18 protein-coding genes are annotated in these 20,429 nt (G+C 46.0%); 5 read left to right on the top strand and 13 right to left on the bottom strand.

Annotated elements, in window-relative coordinates; all coding sequences use genetic code 11:
* Window positions 1–62: 62 nt before the first annotated feature.
* The 12 genes from KNO66_RS13865 to KNO66_RS13810 form a co-directional block, all read right to left on the bottom strand.
* Window positions 63–1,166 carry a lysozyme family protein gene (locus KNO66_RS13865; protein ID WP_214743028.1) on the bottom strand — a complete coding sequence of 368 codons (1,104 nt, stop codon included), beginning with the start codon at window positions 1,164–1,166 and terminating at the stop codon, window positions 63–65.
* Window positions 1,166–3,118, bottom strand: coding sequence for a VirB4 family type IV secretion system protein (locus KNO66_RS13860; RefSeq protein ID WP_214743027.1), 1,953 nt, complete (start codon window positions 3,116–3,118; stop codon window positions 1,166–1,168). The genes KNO66_RS13865 and KNO66_RS13860 overlap by 1 nt, the downstream gene beginning before the upstream one ends.
* A gap of 17 nt (window positions 3,119–3,135) precedes the next feature.
* Window positions 3,136–3,756, bottom strand: coding sequence for a hypothetical protein (locus KNO66_RS13855; protein WP_214743026.1), 621 nt, complete (start codon window positions 3,754–3,756; stop codon window positions 3,136–3,138).
* A gap of 1 nt (window position 3,757) precedes the next feature.
* Complete coding sequence (locus KNO66_RS13850; RefSeq protein ID WP_214743025.1) at window positions 3,758–4,057, bottom strand: DUF5592 family protein; 300 nt, start codon at window positions 4,055–4,057, stop codon at window positions 3,758–3,760.
* 6 nt (window positions 4,058–4,063) lie between these two features.
* Window positions 4,064–6,031 (bottom strand): pLS20_p028 family conjugation system transmembrane protein, encoded by a 1,968-nt coding sequence (locus tag KNO66_RS13845; protein WP_214743024.1) that lies wholly within the window; start codon window positions 6,029–6,031, stop codon window positions 4,064–4,066.
* Window positions 6,032–6,051: 20 nt separating this feature from the next.
* The gene (locus tag KNO66_RS13840; protein WP_214686122.1) at window positions 6,052–6,459 is read right to left on the bottom strand and encodes a hypothetical protein; all 408 of its coding nucleotides are present in this window, start codon (window positions 6,457–6,459) and stop codon (window positions 6,052–6,054) included.
* A gap of 16 nt (window positions 6,460–6,475) precedes the next feature.
* Window positions 6,476–6,718 carry a hypothetical protein gene (locus KNO66_RS13835; RefSeq protein ID WP_214743023.1) on the bottom strand — a complete coding sequence of 81 codons (243 nt, stop codon included), beginning with the start codon at window positions 6,716–6,718 and terminating at the stop codon, window positions 6,476–6,478.
* 16 nt (window positions 6,719–6,734) lie between these two features.
* Complete coding sequence (locus KNO66_RS13830) at window positions 6,735–9,098, bottom strand: VirD4-like conjugal transfer protein, CD1115 family (RefSeq protein WP_214743022.1); 2,364 nt, start codon at window positions 9,096–9,098, stop codon at window positions 6,735–6,737.
* 14 nt (window positions 9,099–9,112) lie between these two features.
* On the bottom strand, window positions 9,113–10,213 hold the full coding sequence (locus tag KNO66_RS13825; RefSeq protein WP_214743021.1) for a hypothetical protein: 1,101 nt from the start codon (window positions 10,211–10,213) through the stop codon (window positions 9,113–9,115).
* Between the two features lie 66 nt (window positions 10,214–10,279).
* A complete protein-coding gene (locus KNO66_RS13820; protein ID WP_012390467.1) occupies window positions 10,280–10,504 on the bottom strand; it encodes a hypothetical protein in 225 nt (74 codons plus the stop codon).
* 12 nt (window positions 10,505–10,516) lie between these two features.
* On the bottom strand, window positions 10,517–10,699 hold the full coding sequence (locus tag KNO66_RS13815) for a hypothetical protein (protein ID WP_214743020.1): 183 nt from the start codon (window positions 10,697–10,699) through the stop codon (window positions 10,517–10,519).
* 298 nt (window positions 10,700–10,997) lie between these two features.
* Window positions 10,998–11,492, bottom strand: a complete 495-nt coding sequence (locus KNO66_RS13810; protein WP_214743019.1) for a helix-turn-helix domain-containing protein — start codon at window positions 11,490–11,492, stop codon at window positions 10,998–11,000.
* Window positions 11,493–11,794: 302 nt separating this feature from the next.
* Between KNO66_RS13810 and KNO66_RS13805 the strand changes: the two genes are divergently transcribed.
* From KNO66_RS13805 to KNO66_RS13795, 3 genes are all read left to right on the top strand, one after another.
* Window positions 11,795–12,052 carry a helix-turn-helix domain-containing protein gene (locus KNO66_RS13805; protein WP_214743018.1) on the top strand — a complete coding sequence of 86 codons (258 nt, stop codon included), beginning with the start codon at window positions 11,795–11,797 and terminating at the stop codon, window positions 12,050–12,052.
* A gap of 50 nt (window positions 12,053–12,102) precedes the next feature.
* Window positions 12,103–15,360, top strand: a complete 3,258-nt coding sequence (locus KNO66_RS13800) for a hypothetical protein (protein WP_214743017.1) — start codon at window positions 12,103–12,105, stop codon at window positions 15,358–15,360.
* A 269-nt stretch (window positions 15,361–15,629) separates the two neighbouring features.
* Window positions 15,630–16,655 (top strand): tyrosine-type recombinase/integrase, encoded by a 1,026-nt coding sequence (locus tag KNO66_RS13795; RefSeq protein WP_214743016.1) that lies wholly within the window; start codon window positions 15,630–15,632, stop codon window positions 16,653–16,655.
* Window positions 16,656–16,782: 127 nt separating this feature from the next.
* On the opposite strand, the gene KNO66_RS13790 is transcribed toward KNO66_RS13795, so the two are convergent.
* The gene (locus KNO66_RS13790; protein WP_214743015.1) at window positions 16,783–17,580 is read right to left on the bottom strand and encodes a DUF2726 domain-containing protein; all 798 of its coding nucleotides are present in this window, start codon (window positions 17,578–17,580) and stop codon (window positions 16,783–16,785) included.
* Between the two features lie 203 nt (window positions 17,581–17,783).
* Here KNO66_RS13790 and KNO66_RS13785 point away from each other — a divergent pair, with 203 nt between their 5' ends.
* Entirely contained in the window at window positions 17,784–19,253 is a 1,470-nt protein-coding gene (locus tag KNO66_RS13785; protein WP_214743014.1) for a MutH/Sau3AI family endonuclease, read from the top strand.
* A 144-nt stretch (window positions 19,254–19,397) separates the two neighbouring features.
* Window positions 19,398–20,222: a hypothetical protein gene (locus tag KNO66_RS13780; protein ID WP_214743013.1), complete on the top strand. Its 825-nt coding sequence runs from the start codon at window positions 19,398–19,400 to the stop codon at window positions 20,220–20,222.
* The last annotated feature ends 207 nt before the right edge of the window (window positions 20,223–20,429 follow it).

Raw genomic sequence — 20,429 nt, 5'->3', positions numbered from 1 at the left:
TCTCCTTAACCAATTCGTTTTATTTAGGTTGATAGTATCATATACGGTAGATTCAAATAACTTTATTGAAACAAAGGTCCAGGATCAATATGACCGGACCATTCACCCGTCTTGATCTCGAAATGCAGATGGTTCCCGCTCGATCGGCCGGTCGTGCCGCAGTACCCGAGCGCTTGCCCAGCGTCGATCTGTTGACCCGTTTGGACGCCAAGACGACTCAGGTGCGCGTACGCCGTGATGTAGTTGTCGTGCCGGACTTGGACGAGATTGCCGTACGGTCCGCGGTTCCCGCTAAAGATGACGGTGCCGCTCTTGACCGCGTGAATCGTGTCGGACGGGGTGCAACTGAAGTCGATGCCGGTGTGGTTGTCACGTTGTCCGAAGACGACGCGCCACCCGAAACGCGATGTCACGTTGAGCGGGATGGCGAGCGGGGAATGTAACCCCGACAACAGTTCTTTCGTGATGACCCCGTCGGCGACGACGACCGGCGCGAGGTATTTCAACACCGCATCGACATACTCGATGTCCCCGTAACAGGCGCCGTGCTGGACCGCACTCGGGCGATGACAACGATAGATACCGGTGTGTTTCACGCGCTGGTACATCATCTGCGAGAACGAGATGGCGAGCTCTTTCGAGTAGCGTCCGCCGTTCTCCTGAACATAATCGATGAATCCGCCGCCGAAGTTGTAACTCTGTAACGTGAGCTGCACGTCGCGGTTCGTCCGTTCGAAAACGGAGGCGAAATGTTCGACGCCGTAGACGATGCTCTCCTCGGGGGAGGTGATGCATCCGATCCGTCCACACTTCGATTCGCTCGCCTGCATCGGGTCGTTCCCGCGTCCGCCACTCTCCTGCATCATGAGCGCGAGTACGAGGTTTGTCTGTTCGACCAGCCCGTGCTTCGTCAGTTCCGATTCGACGAGACCACGATATTGAAGCACCTGGTCTCTCACCTGTAGACCTCCTGCGGTATTGAACGTGACGTCGGTCGGTTGTTCGTTCTGGACACCTGTGAGCGTGTCGAGGATTCCGACGACGAGGATGACCAGGAACAAGACGAGTGCCGCGATGCCGAGCAGGATGAGTCGCCACTTGAGCGTCGCGAGTTGCCATTTCGCTGTGACGGCGAAGCGCGCCGTCCGTTTCGCGGCCGCCCACATCAGGCACCTCCACCGAACAGGGCGAGCTCCTCGGGTGCGACATCGACGTCAAAGATGAGGTTCTGTACGCCCGAGATGCTGAGGACGACACGCCCCGTCTCGAGCGAGGGGATGATGCGCATCTCGGAGTTCGAGAGCTGTCCGTCGAACACCGTCTGGATGATTGGGATGCTCTCCGCGTCCTGTTCGCCGATGATCTTATATTGGGTGAGCTGGAAGAGCGACTTGACGTTCTCTGCGTTCTCAGACTTCGATCCGGCCGGCACGAAGTCGGTGATCAAGTGCGACACGAAGAAGATGCCACCGAAATATTTGCGCGCCTCGCGCATACAGCGTTGCAGATACAGGATGGCCGGTTGCGCGATGTCGCGCGTGTTGATCAAATGGTGCGCCTCGTCGATGACGATGAGATACTTGCACGCCTCTTCGGTCCGGAGCACGCCCTGGTTGTAGGCCTTCAGTTGACTCGAGCCGTTGGCGATCATCCCGTCCCACAGCATGTTCATGAGCGAGAACACCTGCGCCTGGAATACCTCGTCCCGTAGGCTTGTGAGGTTTCGGAGCGGGAACGAGACGATGAGCTCTTCGTCGAACCGGTCGATCGAGGAGTGGCCGTCGAAAATGTTGCCATAGTTATGGACGAGGTTCGTGACGGCGAGCTCGATGTTCTCGAGACGTCGGACCCGGTTCGGGCTGATCGCTTCCTTGATTGAGGTGCGCGTGTCGTCCGTGTAGAGCTCACGACGCACGAGATGCAAGAAGTCGGAGAACGTCGGGTACCGGTTCGCCGGATGCGTCGTGATCGGCAGCTCGCCCTGTTCGTTCCAGAGCCCGTGCCGGACGTACAGGTCCCGAAGCAAAATCTCGAACTCGTTCGTCTCTTCCTGCGTCGCTGCCGGGTTGATGTAGTGATAGAACACGGCCATCTTTGACAGGTGCTGCATGAACGAGAGTGCCTCGTTGGCGCTGCCGTCGTTGTTCGTCACGGTCTTATAGACATGGAGCGGGTTGATGAGCCCGGCCGACCCGTCGAGCGCAATCTCTTTCCCGCCGAGCTGGCGCACGAGGTCGGAGAACTCGCCCGTGACGTCGAGGATACGAATCTTGTTGCCCTTGATCGCCTGGTCGAGCACCGTCTTCTTGAGAAGTGTCGATTTGCCGGATCCCATCTTGCCGATCATGAGCGCGTTGTAGAACTTGCGTTGCTTGTCCTTGTGGAACAGGTCAAAGATGACGCTGCCGTTCGTGTCGGTCGTCCCGTAATATGTTCCGGTCGCGTCCTGGAGCGACGTGAAGTGGAACGGATAGCCACCGGCGATGGAGAGGGACGGGATCTCTTTCCCACGGCGCCGATTCGGGAGCTTTTGTTGTTGATCATAGCTCGTGAACAGGCTCTGCCATTCCCATTCCTGTTCGTTCAGGAAGATCGTCGAGCGGAAATTCCGGGCCTCGAGCTCTTCCATCACTTCCTGCACTTTTACCTCGAGCGCGTCGAGCGTCTTCGCCTTCACATAGAGGCGCAGATGCAGATATTTCATCATCTCGCCCTGGGTGATCTGTTCATAGAGCTCGTTCAGCTCCTTATATGTCTCCCTAGCGTCGATGCGGTCGATGTTGTCCTTCGCATTCTCGAAGCGTGTGTTCTGTTCGGCCATCGACTTGTTGATGGTCTGGATGATTTCACGCTTGTCGGCCGTCCCGATGTCGAGCGTCGTCAAAACGCCCGGCATGTTCAGGATTGGTTCGAGCCAGTAGTCGTAGACGAGCGACTGATATTTATAGACATGGAGGCACGACAGATAGCCGTCCCCGAGCCGGACGAAGTTGGCGTCGAACTTAATGCCGCCCTGTGGCTGAATCTTGGCGATGACGTCGGGGTTATAGCCTTTCTCGACTTTGACGGTCTCCGGGTTCTGTTGTTTGACTATTCGCTTAAGCAGGCGCTGCCACATACGCATTACTCCTTTCTTCAAGCGTCGAGTTGCGGTTTCGTGTTCGGGTTGTTCAATTGGTAGAGCACATGGACCTTCTGGTCGAGCGTCAGCTCGCGCATCGGGTTCGAGCGACGGAGCAGTTTATAGAGATGTGTCTTCCGCTCGCGTAGTGTCCGTTCGTCATCGGCATAAAAAAAGAGGAGATAATCGCGATTGGTGCGATGCTCCTCGAGGTATTCAAGCTCCTGTTTCTTCTTCAACAAGAAGGGCAGGTAGGCCGGTGTCTGATTTTGTCGAATCTGTCGTTCGATGCTGATCTTCTGCCGCTCGAGATTGAGCGGTGTGTTCAGTGGCACCACCTTGAGCGGGTGCGTGTACGCTTGCAGAAGATAGGCGAGCGAGAACACGTCATGGTCTTTTTCCTCCTCGTTCAGTGAATAGATATCTTTCGAGGTGAGCTGGACCATGTCGAGATAGGTCCCGTCTCGCATTTCAAACGCCTCGGTATCAGTGACATCGACGATTGGCATCAGCTCGGCGATCGTCGGTTTGACGACGACCTTATCTTTGACTTTCCGTTTCTCGACCACGTCCTGTTCGTCAAGCCAGGTACCCGTAGGTCTCGGTCCCTGTAGCGTGTCTTCAATGAACGCCATCTCACTCACGTCCTTTCGTCTGCGCGTCGAGTGCGAGATAGGTGTCTTTGCGTTTGATGAGCGCGTAGTAGAGCGCGTGGACCATCCGCTTCTGTGGGTTCGTCGCCGGTCTGAGCACCATGAATAGACCGAAGACGACGAGGAAGACCGTGAACGGGATGTGCAGCACCGACGGGATGAACGGGAGCGTCACGAGCCGGAGCACGATGAGCCCGACGAGGAACAGGAAGTCGTGCAGATAGAGCATCTTGTTGATCTTCAGTTCGGTCGTGACCTCATTTGGTATTCGATAGTTGCGCATGGGTCATCACTCCTTCTTCTCAATATGGTCAGGACGCGGTGGCGAGGTCGGATAGATCCGTCGCGTCTCTTCCTGGTGCTGGCTATGACGGTGTGTCTGATTCTCACGTACCTGTTCGATGACCTCGGTCTCTACATCAATCACGGTGTCCTGATGGATAGTTCGTCTAGCGTGTCCTTGACGTTTCTCTGATACCGTGTCATTTGAATCCGGCGCAGATGACGAAGACGAAGATGAGCCGTTTGAACGTGGTACGTCATGGTGTGTCGGTGACGTCTGGGCTTCTCCGGCTACCGATTCGCTTTGACGATTGTCAGGTCCGGATGCGGTATAGATAGAACGAGTGATCGGTTCGATAGGCGACGAACTAGGGCTTGGAGAATGACCAGAGCTTGAATGGTCGTGAATCGAGTCCGGTCTTTGCGTCTCGGATGACGTCGTTCGATGGTCGGGCCCACGTTCGGTATTTGATTCAGGGTTCGTCGCATGGATCGATTCTGGAGACGAAGTACGCTCTGATACTTCTTTTAGGTGTGTAGAGTCTTGCGATTCCGGTTCTGATTCTTGACCACTGATTGGTTGCGCAACGTCTTGCGGGCTTGTCGGTTTGTCTTGATCAGGTTGAGTACGACTTGCGCTTTGATTCGTCTGAGTAAAACCATCTGGATCAGTTTGTCTCTCGGCGTCCATCTGCTTTGAAGCTTGGGTCGCCACACTAAGCGGTGAGTCACTTTGTGGCATAGCATTCGAATCCATCCGAGCCGTCGCAGCCTCATGAAGCGATGGCATTTTCGGTGCGCCCTGTGTGGCACGCGCGACCTTCGAGACCGCGTGGGCACCGGCCGAGGTCACACCTTTCCCGGCGGCATAGGCGCCGAGGGCGACACCCCATCCCCGTTTAAGTCCCGCATCGATCCCGAACAGCCGCTCGACCATGTTCGGCCCGTCGATCAACGCGACCGAGAAGGCGATGAGGGCGATCAGATAGGCGAACCCGTTCAATGTCTCCGCGAGATAGGCGGTCCCGATTGTGTACAACTTGATGGAGACGAAGATCAGGATGGTCACGAGGAACGTGTTCAAAATGCTCTGGATGACCTTCTTCGTCTTTTGGCCACTGTGAAGGTCGGCCGGTGCGACGAGGATCGCCAAGACATAGTTGAAGGCAAGCTCGAACGAGAGACGTGCCAGTTTGTAGGCGATCGAGAACAGCGTGAAGCCCATAATCCCGAGTGTCACGAAGATGGTCAACCAGTTCGGCTGATAGCGGTAGTAATACTGGTTGTTCCATTCGACGCCACCTTGGTCGAGTTTTGAGGTTCCCATCGTTTCACCATTCCAGGTTAGTTTGGACTGAGAGATTTGTTCGCCAGTACTTCCCAAGCGAAATTCATTACTATCGAATACCTCATTGATGTCGATATTTCGTAAATGACTTCGAGGCAGCGAGTTCAAAGCCTCTCCTTCCAAACCGGAAAAATCGTTTCGGTCATACTCAATCAAATCATGAATGTTTTCTCTTAAAATCTGATTTGATATCGATTCACCGGAAGAGTTTTCTCCAGAGTTTTGAGTTGTGAAATCAATCGCGGTATCACTGAATTCACTTACTTGCGTCATCGTTGGAGATAATAGTCCGAGAATGAGCAACGTGATAAACAGATTGATTAAAAATCCTTCTCGATCAAATTTCTTTTGAAAAATGATGAGGTAACCCGTGAATAGGAAGCTAGCAGCTAAAAGAACGTACAAAAAAGGTTGAATCGTAGAAACGAATTCAACCACTTGAGAGTTATTAAAAAATGTTTTCGTTAGTAATATGCTGTCAGTGACTTTTTCAAGTCCATCAATCAATACTGCTAAGCCACGTATTAAAATCCAACCCATTGAGCGGAGGGCATCCAGTACCAATGTACTGAGACTAAGGATATCAGTGAACTCTTGTAGCTTGTTTACGACTTCGTTATCACCCATAGAATCCCTCCATTCAGAGGCTATTTAATGAAATTAGTGACTTGATCCTTTAATTCATCTTCTGTAAGGGCAGATACATTTAATTCACGACTGATTTCACCGTCAGTCATCTCGTATAATCTGCCACCTTTAAGTTCAGGATGTTCTTGGGTAGAACGTTCTTCAAGATCTTCCCCATTAGGCTGAAATGGATTGAATAAGAGAACGTCTTTCTTTTTTTCCGTGGCGACTTCTCGCACAGTATCAACGTAAGCCCCTTCATTACCTTGACTATCGCTGTCTACAAGAACGTATGCACTTTCTTGCTCAGTTTTAATATCTGCAATTTCTTCAACAGAAGTCGTAGAAAGATAATTCGAACTTTCGGCACCACATGATGCTAAAAGTAACGAACTTCCGAGTAGGACACCAATCAAGATTTTCCTCATAACGTTTACCCCTCCGTCAGACGATTTTCCCCTTTAGTAAATCCGCGATCTTCAGGTTGACCCTGAAATCGAACTTATCTATAAGTGTAACAGTTTTCGGGGTGTCTGAGGTGTCGTCCTGATAGACGGTCAGAAAGCCGTCGTTCGTCTGGATATTGAGTACGTCGCCCCGTTCGAGACGGACGCGCTGCGTCTCGATGATCCTTGCGACGACACGCAGTTCGTTCTGGATTCGCTTCTCTCTCGCACTTTCGGCCATGGGTTCGGCCTCCTCTCTACGGTGTGCCTTGCTTCAGTTTCTCGAGTCGCTTCGCGATCATCGTGCTCAAAAAGCTCTTCTGGCTGTCAGTGACGTCGTAAACTCCTAAGTTCAGGTTCGTCTCGAACTCAGGGAGGGAAAGTCCTCCGATGTCATGACCCTCGAACATCGAGCGGAGGATGCTATCCTGCAGCACGTCTCGTACCGTCAAGGACTTGTCTTCCTGATTCGATGGCGTGTTCGCGTCCGTCTCGTCTTCTTTCTTCGCGAAACAGACGCGAATCTGTTCGAAGTCGAGACCGGCGTGACGACAGGGGATATCGATGTCATGCAGGGAACGGTCCGTGTCGAAGTCGTCCGCCAGGTATTCATAGCGGTACTTCATCGCCGTCTTGCCGCTCAGGAAAATTGGATACGACTGTATGCGTCGCTTCTTCGTGTCCTGACGCTTGATGACACGGATGATAAGCATCTCACCTTCTTTTAACCCCATGACTTCGGTCGCCGTCATGAGCCGACGCCCGTCCACGTTCTCCGTCTTCGATTTCTTGAGCGAAAACGTCTGACCGGACCGGGATTTCGTGACGATGGTCGCCTCACCGAGCTTCTTCGAGATCAGTTCGGCGGTCGACTCGTCCGCGGTCAACAGATAGTGCGTGTTCCCACAGTTGCCGTCGATCGTCTTCCAGTCCTCTCCGTACAGGTTCTCGAGTTGGGAATAGGCTTGGATGACAAGATTGAAGCGCATGTTCCGGCCGAGACAGACCGTGATGATGTTGGCCATGCCCTCGATCGGAGGCATGTTCCCGAACTCATCGAGAAGGAAGACGACCTGACGCTCGCATTTGCCCTGTTTCGTCTGCGAGGCGACACGCGCGAGCGCGGTGTACACCTGTTTGATGTAGAGCGACGCGATGACGTTGAATGTCGGGTCATAGTCTGGGACGATGAGGAACACCGCCACGGGATGGAGTTGATGCATCACCTCACGGATCTGTATCGTCCCGTCGATGGAGTAGCGGAACCGTCCACTATCTTCGTCATGCGCTTCCAGCTGGATCGTCGACGTGCTTGAGTCGGTTGAGATCTGAACGACGTCCCCAATTTGGAGTGGTGACGTATGGTATACGATGAAGCTGCCGTCGTCGTCCGTCGTGAGCGCATGGGTCGTCCCATCGGGGAATCTGAACGTGATCCGTGTCAAAGGTTCAGTCCGTCCACTGATCCAGCGGTTGAATCCGATGCGTCGCATGTCGAGCGAGTTCATCGACGTCAGCTTCCCGGTCCCGTTCAATGTGAAGATCCCGAGTTTCGCATTCGTATTGGCTAAAATACTCGCCCGTGTCTGGCCACCCGAGAAGTGGAGCGTCGCGAACTGGAGCCGGGCGGGATGGTTCTCCGGGAATCGCTGAAAGAATTCGTCGAGCGCGGAGATTTCCTGTCCTTGCCGCGTGACCACCGTTCGTGAGCCGAGGTCCGAGAGCATGAGCGCGACGTTGTACATGTTGATCTTCTCCGGCGTGTCCTTCGACTCCTCGCAGAGTCCGAGGATGAGCGCCGTACACAGGTCAATCGATGAGTTGGCCCAGAACGGGTCCCGCGCCTTCGGGTCATGGTACAACATGAACGCGACCGAGCGTGCATACTGTTGGGCGAGCGAATAGTTCTCCTCGAGAAATGCGTCGATCGTCAGTTGCAACAGGTTGTACGACATCGATTGGAGCGGGTTCATCAGGTTCAACACCTCGACCTGATAGCCGCGTTGCTCGAGCGTCTCCTTCGAGGCGGCAAAGAGCTCACCTTTCGGGTCGTTGATGATAAGACTGGCCTGGTCACTCGCCCGACTGTACAGGTCGATCGTCGAGAAGACGAACGTCTCGCCCTTCCCGGATCGGGTCGTCCCGATGACGAGGTTGTTGACGGGCGAGTCATCGATGAACAGCTCGTTCTTGACCCGTCCGACGGGGACACCACCCAATCCGTCATAGCGCTTCTTCCGGTCCGGGACACGACGGTACTGTTGCTTCAATTCATCGAATGAGGTGAAGCGGGCGCTCCCTTTCTGATTCTTCCGCAGGTCACGGAAGTTCAGCCACACCTTGCCGAACACGATCAGTCCGATGAACAGACTGAACGCGATCAGCCCAATCAAGACGATCGAAGAGGGAAGGCTCACCTCCAAGAACAAGGAGGGAGAGAGCATCGGGATCGTCGCCCCGGCCAACAGCCCTTCTTTTAGAATTGGGGTCATGATTTGTCGAATGATATTGTAGACCCCGTTCAACAGATAAAAAATCCCGACCGGCAACACCAACAGGAAGAACAAGGCGGGGAAGATCAGACGTATCGGGAATCGTGGTGATTGGGACGGAGTTCTCAATTATTTCACCTACCTTAATCTGAATAAAGAATTGTTTGCAGTTGAACTTCTTCTGTAGCGATAGCGGCTTGAATCTTCTCTCGGGCGGAAGTGTCTTTGCTAGAAGTTTTCTTCAATTTATCGTTTAGTCCGTTGATCGTGGCCGCAATGTCTTGGTATTTATCGACCTTTACTTGTACGGTAGGGTCGTTCGTTTTGGACGTCCATTCCTTCGCGGACTCGATGTCTCCGAGATAGAGGTAGGCAATCACTTTCGCCGAGATACGTGGAGCGGTCCACTCCACGTCATCCGTTTTAGCCACGGTCTCATGGTCCCGTTTCAGCACGGCAAGATCGAACGCGCCCTCATCGGTCGGATATGACGCTTGGAAGTCCTGGAGCCGTTCCAATTTCTCCTGACCGGATAGATCGAGTCCGTCCAGCTTCGTCTCGATCAGGATGGGGTCATCCGTGAGCTCGAGCGCTTTCTGGTCTTCTCCTTCCGCCAGATAAAGATCGACCAGTAAAGCATCCTCTTCCTCGGACCGGACTTTCCGTTCCAGTAAATCGATGAGCGAGGCTTCCTCACCTTGGAGCGCCTGTTCGTAGGCATCTAGCCACGCCTGTTCGCCACCGGTCACTTGTTCGGCGTGCGCTTCTTTATCGATGAACCATTGCGCGGCAGTGAAAAGTGAGGTGAATAGGATTCCGGTCGTGGCCGCCCCGTAGATAAGGCGGCGCTGTAGTCGGGTCAGCCGTGACTGATAGGTCGACGATACGATCGGGTTCGATGTAACGGACTGGCGCTTATAGTCATCCGGTGTCTCGATCTCGATCTCATCGAGGAGCCATATCTTCTTCGCGTTCTCCTCTTTCTTTGTCCGTATCCGTTGAACCCGGTCCTTCACCTGATGGTACAGGTTCGGATAGGTTCCTCCGGTCCCGAACGTGAACGTCCCCCGATAGAGTAACTCATCTTTCTGGTCGAAGATCCGGAAATCACCGGAACAGCTCGTCCCTTCCTCGCTACATGCCTGATGCAGGTCATGGGTCGCGATTACCGCCTCGACGAAAGTGAGCCGTTCATAGTTCTGGATCCGTGTGTCCGGCACGTCGGTGAATCGTACAAACAGCATCTTGTCCCTCCTCTCGTTTCAAGCAACAAAAAAAGCCTTCCGATTGGAACGCTTCGTGAGTGTGCATTAGAATTTGATGTTCTGATCGACCATCTCGGCGAGCGTGAACGCACCCATGACGATGATCAGACCGACGGCGCCCCCGACGAGCCATCCGACGGCCTTCGAGCGGCCACGATCCCCACCGAAGATGAAGTAGAAGCCCCCGATCGCGAAAGCGATGGCCGCGGCGATGACGGCGAGCCCCTGGAAGAACTGAAGCAAGCTGAGCCCTGTCTCATTGAGTCCCATGTCGTTCCCTCCTTAGTCCTGGTGCGCCGAAGACTTGAAGCTGAGCTTCGCCTCGAGCGCCTCCAAAATGAGTTCCTGGTTGTCCTGGATGACCTGTTGATGCTGTTCGTCGAGCCACTCCTCGTAGTCCTTCCCACGGATGCGTAAGAGTTTCTCGGCGAAGCTACGGTTCTGTTTCTGTTCTTTGGTTGCCACGGTACACACTTCCTTCCCTTGATCTCGTGATGTGCAGCAGCACATCATTAAGGACAGTCGGATTCGGTGCGGTGGGTTTTTAGCCGTTCCCCCACGAACTCCGCTCCTCATGAATTGGAGGAGTTGTACAGGGTTTTTCGATGACCCGGAACGATGCGGTGACCTTGTGGCGAGTTTTAGGCGACTCTCGCCGAACCATCTGTGCGTAGATCCCGCCCACCCGGTCACTGATGAGGGACACGCCGGTATGTGATTGGAGGAGACCATCCTTAAGGATGTGCTGCTGCGTCGATGCCGGTTACTGTAAGACCCTTTTCCGCTTCTTGACATGGATGAGCTCGTCATCCGGATTTTTACGTTTGGCGAGCACGTGGGCGTCACAGACGACCGTCCGGATTCGATAATAGAGTTGTGTTAACTGGACCGTCTCGCCGCTTCCTTTCTCGATACCGATGAAGCCGTGCAGTTCATAGGTCTTCCCGTCGAAGGTTCGGACCGAGTCGGCCTGCGGTAGTTCCTTTAGGTCGAACCGACGACGCTCGAGCTTGGAGACAGAATGTTTTGCCCCGTAGCCGTATCCAAATTCGATGGCGTCCCATGGAACCGTCGCGAGCGTGTGTCCGAATGCGCGAGCCAGATGATCGATGTCGGCAATCGATGGCATCGAACGATTCTGTTCGTATTGACTGATAGCGGGCTGTGAAATCTCTCCAAATGTCTTCTCTGATAATTCAACCTGTGACCAACCTGAGAGTCGGCGGTTCTCCTTCAACCACTCACCGAATCGATACATAAGCCTTCCCCTTTCTGTAAACCAGAGCGGCGACCAAACAGATGTTTCCTTTTGTTGGTTCCAATATAACAGGATTAGATTTAAAAATCATCAGTTTTCTGATATGTCAGAATTTTTACAATTGACGGTTCTTGTCGAATCCGCTCTGTACAAGGGATGAAGAGCAACAGTAACTCAATATTTTTTGTTTTGTCGCACAACTGTAAAAAATAAAGCTTTAAGTATAGAAAATAATGACAAGTATTTTGATTTCAAGAGATTATGGTAGGGTAGAGGAATAGAAGAGTTAATAAAGAATAAGGATGAAGAGAGTACTACGATCGTGGGGTGAGCAAGTGGAGCTGAATGAGGCAATTGTTGAGCGGATGAAGGAACTCGCGGCAGAACATAATATGACAATCCATCAAGTGATTCAAAAAGGCGGGTTAAACCAGGCAACAATTTCGGAATTGATGAATGGACGCACAAAACATCCTAAAATTAGTACTATTCAAAAATTTTGTAATGGAGTAGATATATCTTTAAATAAATTCTTTGATAGTGAAAAATTTAAATTCTGATTTCCTTGTTCACATTTAAATTAAAAGGTAATCAAGAAAGTAGGTCTAAAATGAAAGCCGCTAAGAACTCAATTATTGGTTATTCATATCAAAAGCTAGTTGCTTTTTATTTTTTGGCGATTATGGATACTAAAAGAACAATTAATTCGATTGAAGTTGAAGCTGATGTTAGTCATAATTTTGACGACTTGAAAATTATTACAGATGACAAAGAAATCTATTGTCAGATAAAAGATTATAAGGACGTTGAAATTTCTCATATCGTTATAGATTTAGAAAAAGATATTGTAAAACTAAAATCAAGTCCTCACCGGATGTCACCTTATAGTAATATCATCTTTATCAAAAATATAAGTATAACTACAAATTCGACTTTTATGGGCCTACCTAGTTATTTGAAAGATAATGTTCATGTTATTTCACTTTCAAGGAACGAAATAAGACAAAAAGTAGAGGATTTGTATTCAATAGATCTATCTCGTTTATATTCGATTGAATCATTCTTTGAAAAGAAATTTGATACAAGGGAGTTATTGATAAGAATTAATGAATTACCTCCAATCAAATCATTTTCTATTGAGTTAGTTGATAAAACAGTAGAAGTACAACGAATTGAAATTGAACAAACAGGTATAGTTTTTATTGAAGGGAAGCCAGGGGTCGGGAAAAGTCACTTAGTAAACAATATAAAAATTAATCAAGATAGAGCTATATATCGTTTTTGGACTTCCAGCCAAGATCCTCAATATCAGGAGCGATTAAAATTTGATAGTTTTTTAAACAATCTTATTAAAGATCTTTTTAAAACACTTGAAAAAAGGACTGTTGAGGAAATTATACAAAAAATTAAAACAGATTCAATAACATTGATTGTTGATGGATTTGATCATGTAGAAAACTATAACCCACTTGACCTCGACAAGTTTATAGAGCTTTTTAAGCTTATGGAAAGTCAAGGCATCAATATTATTCTTCTATCGCGCCCTCTAAAAACTGAAACTCCTTGGCAGAAGATTCAAATAAGTAATTGGAATAGAGTACAAACAACTTTTTTCTTAGAGACCAAATATCACATCAAAGATTTATCTGTAATTGATAGCATTCAAAGAATAACTAGAGGATACCCCATTTTAGTAAAGTTTCTAGCTGAACAGTTTTTAATAACTGATGCTATTGCTGACTTACCCGAATTGGATAGTGTCAACGATTATTATGATGTTATTACTAATGATTATAGAAATAAAGAGTCTCTAGCTCTATTTTTATCATCTAATTCCTTTTTTATGAAATCTGAAATTGAAGAACTATTAGGTACATACGGTGGAATGTTGATTCATCAAATACTAAACGATCATCCATATCTTTTTGAAGTAAAGTTAAACCGCATTTCTTTAATCCATGATAGTTTAAACACTTATCTTCGAAGTTCATTAATGAATCAAGCTAATGTAAAAAATATTATTGAACAGATAACAAACAAAGTTTATTTGTCCATTTTAGAAGGTGAAAAGAAATACATTAGTAGATATTCTTATTTTGACTTTAGTTTAGAACAGAACTTTAATATTTTTTATAAGTATTCAGATATAAACTATTTTAACGAGTGGATTAAAAACACAATAGACATTGAAGCAGTACAAGTTTTTTACGAAAATTTAAGAATAACTTTGAATGTATTAAATCCCGAAACCATTCCTATTTATAATTATTATGATTTCACACTGATATTAAATATTGTGGAAAGAGATCATATTTCTTCTTTAAATAGTTTTTTATATCTTTATTCAAAGTCTTTACTTTCTAATGGGTATTCCGCAGATGACATTACAAGTAGTGGATATTTATTTGGAATGATTTTATTTGTGATTGAAGGGCAATCCAGTCAATTAGAAACTGTAACCGCTAATAATTTTTATAATATTGAAAATTTTTATATGGAATTAAGTTCTGAAATTGAGAATGAGGATAAGTATTTTTTAACACCATTCCAAAAACTAGATATCGAACAAATCAATAAAGTACTAAGTAAAAAAATGAGTGACTTTTCCTTTAATACCTATTTTTCTGATCTCCTAGTAAAGCTGTATATACATGAAATAACCTTTACTGATGAGCGGTTGTTAAATTTAAAAAAATTAATTCATAAACACATAGACCACCAAGAAAATGTTATGAGAGATCTTAAAAAATATATTATACATTATGAACAAAATGCTTTTTTCGCTCATTCAATATTGATGTCTACTAGTCATAAACTAAAATCATTAGGGGTGATAAAAAATAATAACGAATTTTTAGAATTTGACCTAGAGCATTTTATTAAACATCACCTAAAATATGATTCGTATTATCTGATTTCTGTGATAGAAGACTACATAAGATTAGCACTTTACACTGATAGAAAAATTGACATATCTTCAATTTCACTTGCTTTCACTAATTATTATGCTAGAAAGGATTACTCAGTACACAACATTGGGAAAAGTCTAAAGCTTTTTCAGCAGACTGGTCAGTTAACCATTGAAAATTCTGTTAAAATTATCAATGGTTTTCAATCAAAATCTGAAAAAGGAATAAGACATATTTTAGATGACTATATAGATCTACTTACTATTGAAGAATTCTTATACTTTATCAATAGAGTTTACTCTTTTAGGAACGATTTAAAGTTAAATATTCTACAACTTTCAACTGAAAAAATTAATCTATTAGACGAAGATTTGGTAAAAGAAGCTTTTTCAGATTTATTGCGTAATCATCAATATAATAAAACCATTGAATTCTTCGAACTAAAGAGGGTTTTAGCATCAAAATTCGAGCACAATATTCTTCAAACTTTACAAGTTTATAGTTATAGAATAAAAATATCGTCAAATGACGCTGATAAAATTCCATCTGAATATCAAAATTTAATTGTTCATGATTTCAATAATAATGATTACTCTAAAGAAGCACGTTCAATTCACGAAAAAGGTTACGTAACTAACAAGGACTATTCATTTTTAATTGAACACAGTTGGGATGCTATTAAAATAGCAGGTTATCCTGATGGAAATCACAGTGCTTTTAGTAATTTGGAATTGTATGATCATTTTGATATTGACTACTTAACAGATACAGTTACAATAATTTTTCACAGTGCATTGTGTAGTAAAATCTTTCAAATTGATATGAACACGAATTTACACGAAATGGTCGGAAACATTCCACTTTTTTTAAGTGAATATACCAAAGTCGATGTTGACTATGAAAAGCTGTTTTCAAGTTTTAATCATTTTATCCAGTTATCAGGTGTTGAATTTGACTAAATACTAAAAAACTCTAATTCTACTAAAATGTTTTAAATATAAATAGAATTAGAGTTTTTGAATAAATAACTTGTGATAATATAAGGTTATCACAAGTTGATATATATTTAAAATTTATTCATATCAATTGTAATACATTAATTACAATAGTTTTCAGTCATTCATTTTCTGTAAATATAACTTATTACATATGTAATACGAATATATCGAGTGGGATATGACAAGATAATTAAAGTCAGAAAAAATACACTATAGAAAGAGGGAGAAGCATGGAAATCGATAAAAGGCAGGAAATGTTCGAGATGGCGCTAGAGGAAATGGCCGGTGCGAATCCGAGGATTGTGGACGCGCTGAGGAAAGACCATATAGACCTCGAGACACTGTCAGCCATCGAAATCATAGAGGTGTTCTGGGCGACTGAGCTCTTCCCGATCTATGCTGAGAAGAGTCCTCACACTCGCCGCGCCTATAAGCAGGACCTCGAGTTCATCCTGAACTTCGTGATGACGAATTCTGAGGGACTGAAGCGACTGACGGTTCTGGACGTTCATCGCTACCTGTTCGAGGTGAACGAAAAATACGCGCCACGAAGCGCGAAGCGGAAGAACAACATGCTGAAGAGGCTCCTGACGTACCTTCATGTCAACCATTATCATCAACATAATCTGGCCTTCCATGTGAAGAATCAGAGACGACCTGAGCCGATTCGTCGCGAGATTGACTTCGAAGAGGTCGAGCGCATCGCCAAGGCTTTCCGCCACACCGTCAAACGGACAAAGAACAAGGAGCTCATAGAGCTCCGGAACGAGACGATAGGATATTTGCTGCTGACGACCGGGATGCGGGCGACAGAGCTACTTTCGGTCAAATTCACTGATGTGAGAAGAAACCAAACCACGTTCTATCTCGAAGTCAAAGGGAAGCGTGACAAGTGGCGACGCGTCCCGCTCACTGAGAAGGCGAGCTATCTAATCAATCGTTTGCAGACCCTCATGATGATTGAGGAGATTAACTCTCCTTTTATTGCTTTTAGCATGAAAAAATCAGACAAGGCGATGACTTATGAAGCTCTTCGCCTAATGACACACAATGCGGTAAACCATGTAGAAACCGAAGAAAGTACACCACCCCATTGGTTTCGTCGTTCTTATATCACCAAGCTACTGGCCAATGGCAACCCGTTGATCAGTGTCATGCAAGTGGTCGGTCACGAGTCAATCAACACGACAAACGGTTATTTGCAGTCCATGAATAAACTATCAAACATATCAAACACAGTTTTGCCTTATGAATGACTCAAAGATTCAATGCGGATGAAGTTCAGATGTAGAAACCTTCTGAACATGAATACCTTCACCAGAAATAAAATCAAAAAGTTCTCAAGAATCGTGTCGATGGGAGAAGGGATTCCTTTTGGATGGCTCAGCTTCTCCCTGAACTCCGTTTATCAAGTCCATAAAGCCCTAAGAAATATTCGATTGTCGACTCGATTTCATTTTCACCTTCAGTGTAAGGAATCTCAATCAAAGGAATACCTGCTTTCCAAGACTGAACCCTTTTAATTTTATCCCTCTCCACCCTTTTTTTATATCCTTCTCTCCCCCCAAAAAATTCACGGTTTATTATTTTATAATGTTGAATACCGTGAAACTCGATAGCAAGCAAAGGAAGGTTGTTCTCTACAATCAAAAAATCCAATCTATGGTCATTCTCACATCCTAGCCTTCTCATTGAAACGCCTCTCACAAATTCAATATTTTTTGCAGCCAACACTTCGGTGATGAACTTACCTCCTTTGGATTCCTGGGACAAAATTTTACACTTTGGACACTTCTTCCCTTCCATGATCGCTGATGGGGTCTGTAAGAACTCATGCCCTTTATTGCATAGATGTAGGGATTTTCGTCGTTTGGACTTATATGGCGATCTCAAGAGGATATCTGGCCTATGCTCATGAAGATAAGAGATATACTTTCTCTCATTGTGGCCAAGTTCTCTGTTTAAATCATCCCTGAACATTGAAGTCCCCCACATATAATTATATCCGGAGTGAGTTTCTTCGAAGACGTATGCCCTGACCAAATTATGTTCCTTTTGAACGTCCTCTAAAAAACCCAGGTACTTTTCCATAGGGTTGCTATCTTTTGATTTCTTCATGTATAGATGAATGCAATCGTGATTATCTTTCACGAGCATGATGATACCACCTTTGAAATTCATAGAAATCCTCCTCAATCACGTTAAATCAACAAGCCTCAAAATCTGTCCTACAGATTCATTCATAATCTGATAATATATGAATATATTACCAGATTATGAATGGGCGTTTGCCCTTTTAGATGTTGTTTGGATGGTTCGAATAGAAGCCGTCTGGGATATAAAAAATATCCATGTATTTTCACAATGAACGGGGATGTTATTGAATGGCAAGACTTGAATTCAATCGGAGCGAGTTGCATAAGATATTAGAAACCTCCATCGATAAAACGTTAGAAGAGGTCGATACGAATAAGGTTTTTAACAGGACACTGACACACAAGAAGATTACTGGCATTGCAGGGGACGTCATTGAGCAGTCTCTCCTAGGGAGTCCGGCAAATTCGAGTCGCAAGCCAGACTTGATTGTGGATGGGGTTGACATTGAGTTGAAGACCACCGGAATCAGAAAACCTAAACGGAACAAACAATATGAGTACGAGGCCAAAGAGCCTCTTACAATAACTGCGGTCAGCCCTGAATCGCTTATCGAAGAAGAGTTCTACACATCACATTTTTGGAAAAAAGCAGAAAATCTATTGATGGTTTATTATGAGTATGCCTCAGAAGTGAAGGTCGATGCCGCCGGCTATCGGTCATTCCCCATAAAAGGATATGACTTTCATCGTTTTTCGAATGATGAGATTGAGACATTGAAAAACGACTGGGAAATCATTCGAGACTATATACGTGACCTTCATCAAAGTTCAAAGAATCCGAGAGAACACTACCATACGCTTTCTTCCGCTCTCCGTGACCGGCTCATGTTCCTAGACACGTCTCCGAAATATCCAAATCCTCCTCGCTTTCGAATTAAGAGGGCTGTCGTTTCTAACATGGTCAACAAGAGGTTAGGAAAACAATACGATCACATCGATAAGAAGGTCACTACAATCGAACAATTCAAAGAGGAATTGAAGCGCCTTTCCAGTCTCTATGGAGGTATGAAGGCCAATGACCTGATGACCAAGTTCGGTATCAGAACTTCGAGCGAGTCACAGAAAACAATCTCTAAATCCATGACGGAAAAGATTATCATTCATATGTTTGAGGCTGATAGTTCTCGATTGAATGACATAGACCTGTTTTCGAAGCTAAATATCACAGCCAAATCGGTCACATTGACGGATTCGGGTCTGAACACCGAAGACACCAAACTTTTTCCTGTCGATCTTCAAAACCTCGCCTACGAGGAAAGGTTCGAGGAGTCCGACTTTTTCTCTCAATTGAATGAGATACATTTTCTTTTTGCGATCTTTAAGATTCCTGAGAGAGGATCGAATCGTTCAGACAGTACATTCGTCGGTTTCAGACTACAGAGTCTATCGAGTGAGTTGTTTGACAGAGAACTTAAAAGGACTTGGACAGACGTTCGCACACTTATGATTGAGGATAAGTTAGAAGTGAGAAAGATGTATAAGAAAAACGGACAGCTGAAACTCTCCCCCAAGACCAATGTCCCTCAAACCGAGACGAACCTCCCAAAATCAAAAGATTACCTCTTCTTTATGAGAGGGAGCGGGTCAGACGCCACAAAGAAAACGCTAACCATAAACGGATTGGAACTATATAGACAAGACATTTGGATAAGAGGGAGAGAACTATCTAAATTACTAATCGATAATCCATCCCAATGATGTTCATCGCTCTAGTTCGATGGAGTAATCAAAAACCGTCATAGCTTCAGTAGATAATCCTAGCCACATCCTTATCCGACCAACCAAAGTATAGAACCTTTTTCTTAGTACGTACTCTACTAATTGACAGTCTGGGGTGTAAAAATGCAAAAAGAACAGTTAAATACGAAAATAAGTGTCACGGAGTCCGAGGTGAATGCAAGCTTCACTTTCGCCGAGGAACTATATAAAAAGATGGCTGCAAGTCCAAAACAGTTCGGAAGGCGAGACATCATACGGAAAAGGAACGACTATATCGCCGACCACGTGATTGGAAAAGTGGTGGAATTTGGTTTCAAGCGCTTTTTAGAAGAAAACTTCAAGATTAGCTTCTCCGTCGATTTGACGGTTTGGGACGACCAACACGTTCATGACAACGGACACGACATGGCTACGGTAATCATAGACGGGGAAGAGAGGGATTTTCATTTCAAGACGGACATCAAAGGAAGCAGAAGTTCTTCAAAATGGCTCCTTGTCGAAAAACAAAAAATGACTGACTTCGACACCAAAATATATGTTATCGGAATACTCACGAACATGCCTGATGGTCAAGATTTCGAAAACGATCCATATGCATTTAGAGGACATGACTGGCAGGTCAGCATACTAGGGTATGCATTTAACAAAGACCTGGTCGATCCCGAAACGAGGAAGGGGTGGATAGAATATAAGGCTGGTGAACGTCTATATAACCCCTGGTTAATCAGAAATCTTCGAGGCAAGAACAACAATGTGATTTCTAATCATCGTTCGTTCCAGGAGAATCTGACCAGACTGATAAACAATGCGCCTGGAAATTCTCGCAAACATATTGGGCCAAAGTTGGACTGCACTCTCAATTACGGGTTACCCATAGGATGGTTGAGGAACACCCCAGAAGATTGGATAAAGTTTGCAGATGTTGTCCGAGGTCATTCTTCAGCTTAAAATAGTCATTCCCCTCATCGATTATGCGATACAAATCAAATCTAAATAGTCGACCCAGGTCACATCATATGACCTGGGTCGTTTTAACTTTCTTCCATTTGTTTCAAAAGTCATTTTCTTATCGATAAGATAAAAATATCGATTCTAAGGGACTTACTCTCCTAGAAATCACTTTTTCATGAGAAATATCCTATTTTCGGGTCAATC

Source organism: Exiguobacterium sp. s48 (assembly GCF_018617395.1).
GTDB lineage: Bacteria > Bacillota > Bacilli > Exiguobacteriales > Exiguobacteriaceae > Exiguobacterium.
This window is presented reverse-complemented; position numbering and strand designations above follow the sequence as displayed.

Bases quoted from the DNA above. Each gene is read 5' to 3' on its own strand.
- KNO66_RS13795 (WP_214743016.1), top strand. From the start codon at position 15,630: ATGGAAATCGATAAAAGGCAGGAAATGTTCGAGATGGCGCTAGAGGAA.
- KNO66_RS13850 (WP_214743025.1), bottom strand. From the start codon at position 4,057: ATGCGCAACTATCGAATACCAAATGAGGTCACGACCGAACTGAAGATC.
- KNO66_RS13790 (WP_214743015.1), bottom strand. From the start codon at position 17,580: ATGAATTTCAAAGGTGGTATCATCATGCTCGTGAAAGATAATCACGAT.
- KNO66_RS13805 (WP_214743018.1), top strand. From the start codon at position 11,795: ATGAAGAGAGTACTACGATCGTGGGGTGAGCAAGTGGAGCTGAATGAG.
- KNO66_RS13825 (WP_214743021.1), bottom strand. From the start codon at position 10,213: ATGCTGTTTGTACGATTCACCGACGTGCCGGACACACGGATCCAGAAC.
- KNO66_RS13845 (WP_214743024.1), bottom strand. From the start codon at position 6,031: ATGGGTGATAACGAAGTCGTAAACAAGCTACAAGAGTTCACTGATATC.
- KNO66_RS13785 (WP_214743014.1), top strand. From the start codon at position 17,784: ATGGCAAGACTTGAATTCAATCGGAGCGAGTTGCATAAGATATTAGAA.
- KNO66_RS13835 (WP_214743023.1), bottom strand. From the start codon at position 6,718: ATGGCCGAAAGTGCGAGAGAGAAGCGAATCCAGAACGAACTGCGTGTC.
- KNO66_RS13810 (WP_214743019.1), bottom strand. From the start codon at position 11,492: ATGTATCGATTCGGTGAGTGGTTGAAGGAGAACCGCCGACTCTCAGGT.
- KNO66_RS13820 (WP_012390467.1), bottom strand. From the start codon at position 10,504: ATGGGACTCAATGAGACAGGGCTCAGCTTGCTTCAGTTCTTCCAGGGG.
- KNO66_RS13840 (WP_214686122.1), bottom strand. From the start codon at position 6,459: ATGAGGAAAATCTTGATTGGTGTCCTACTCGGAAGTTCGTTACTTTTA.
- KNO66_RS13865 (WP_214743028.1), bottom strand. From the start codon at position 1,166: ATGTGGGCGGCCGCGAAACGGACGGCGCGCTTCGCCGTCACAGCGAAA.
- KNO66_RS13860 (WP_214743027.1), bottom strand. From the start codon at position 3,118: ATGTGGCAGCGCCTGCTTAAGCGAATAGTCAAACAACAGAACCCGGAG.
- KNO66_RS13800 (WP_214743017.1), top strand. From the start codon at position 12,103: ATGAAAGCCGCTAAGAACTCAATTATTGGTTATTCATATCAAAAGCTA.
- KNO66_RS13780 (WP_214743013.1), top strand. From the start codon at position 19,398: ATGCAAAAAGAACAGTTAAATACGAAAATAAGTGTCACGGAGTCCGAG.
- KNO66_RS13855 (WP_214743026.1), bottom strand. From the start codon at position 3,756: ATGGCGTTCATTGAAGACACGCTACAGGGACCGAGACCTACGGGTACC.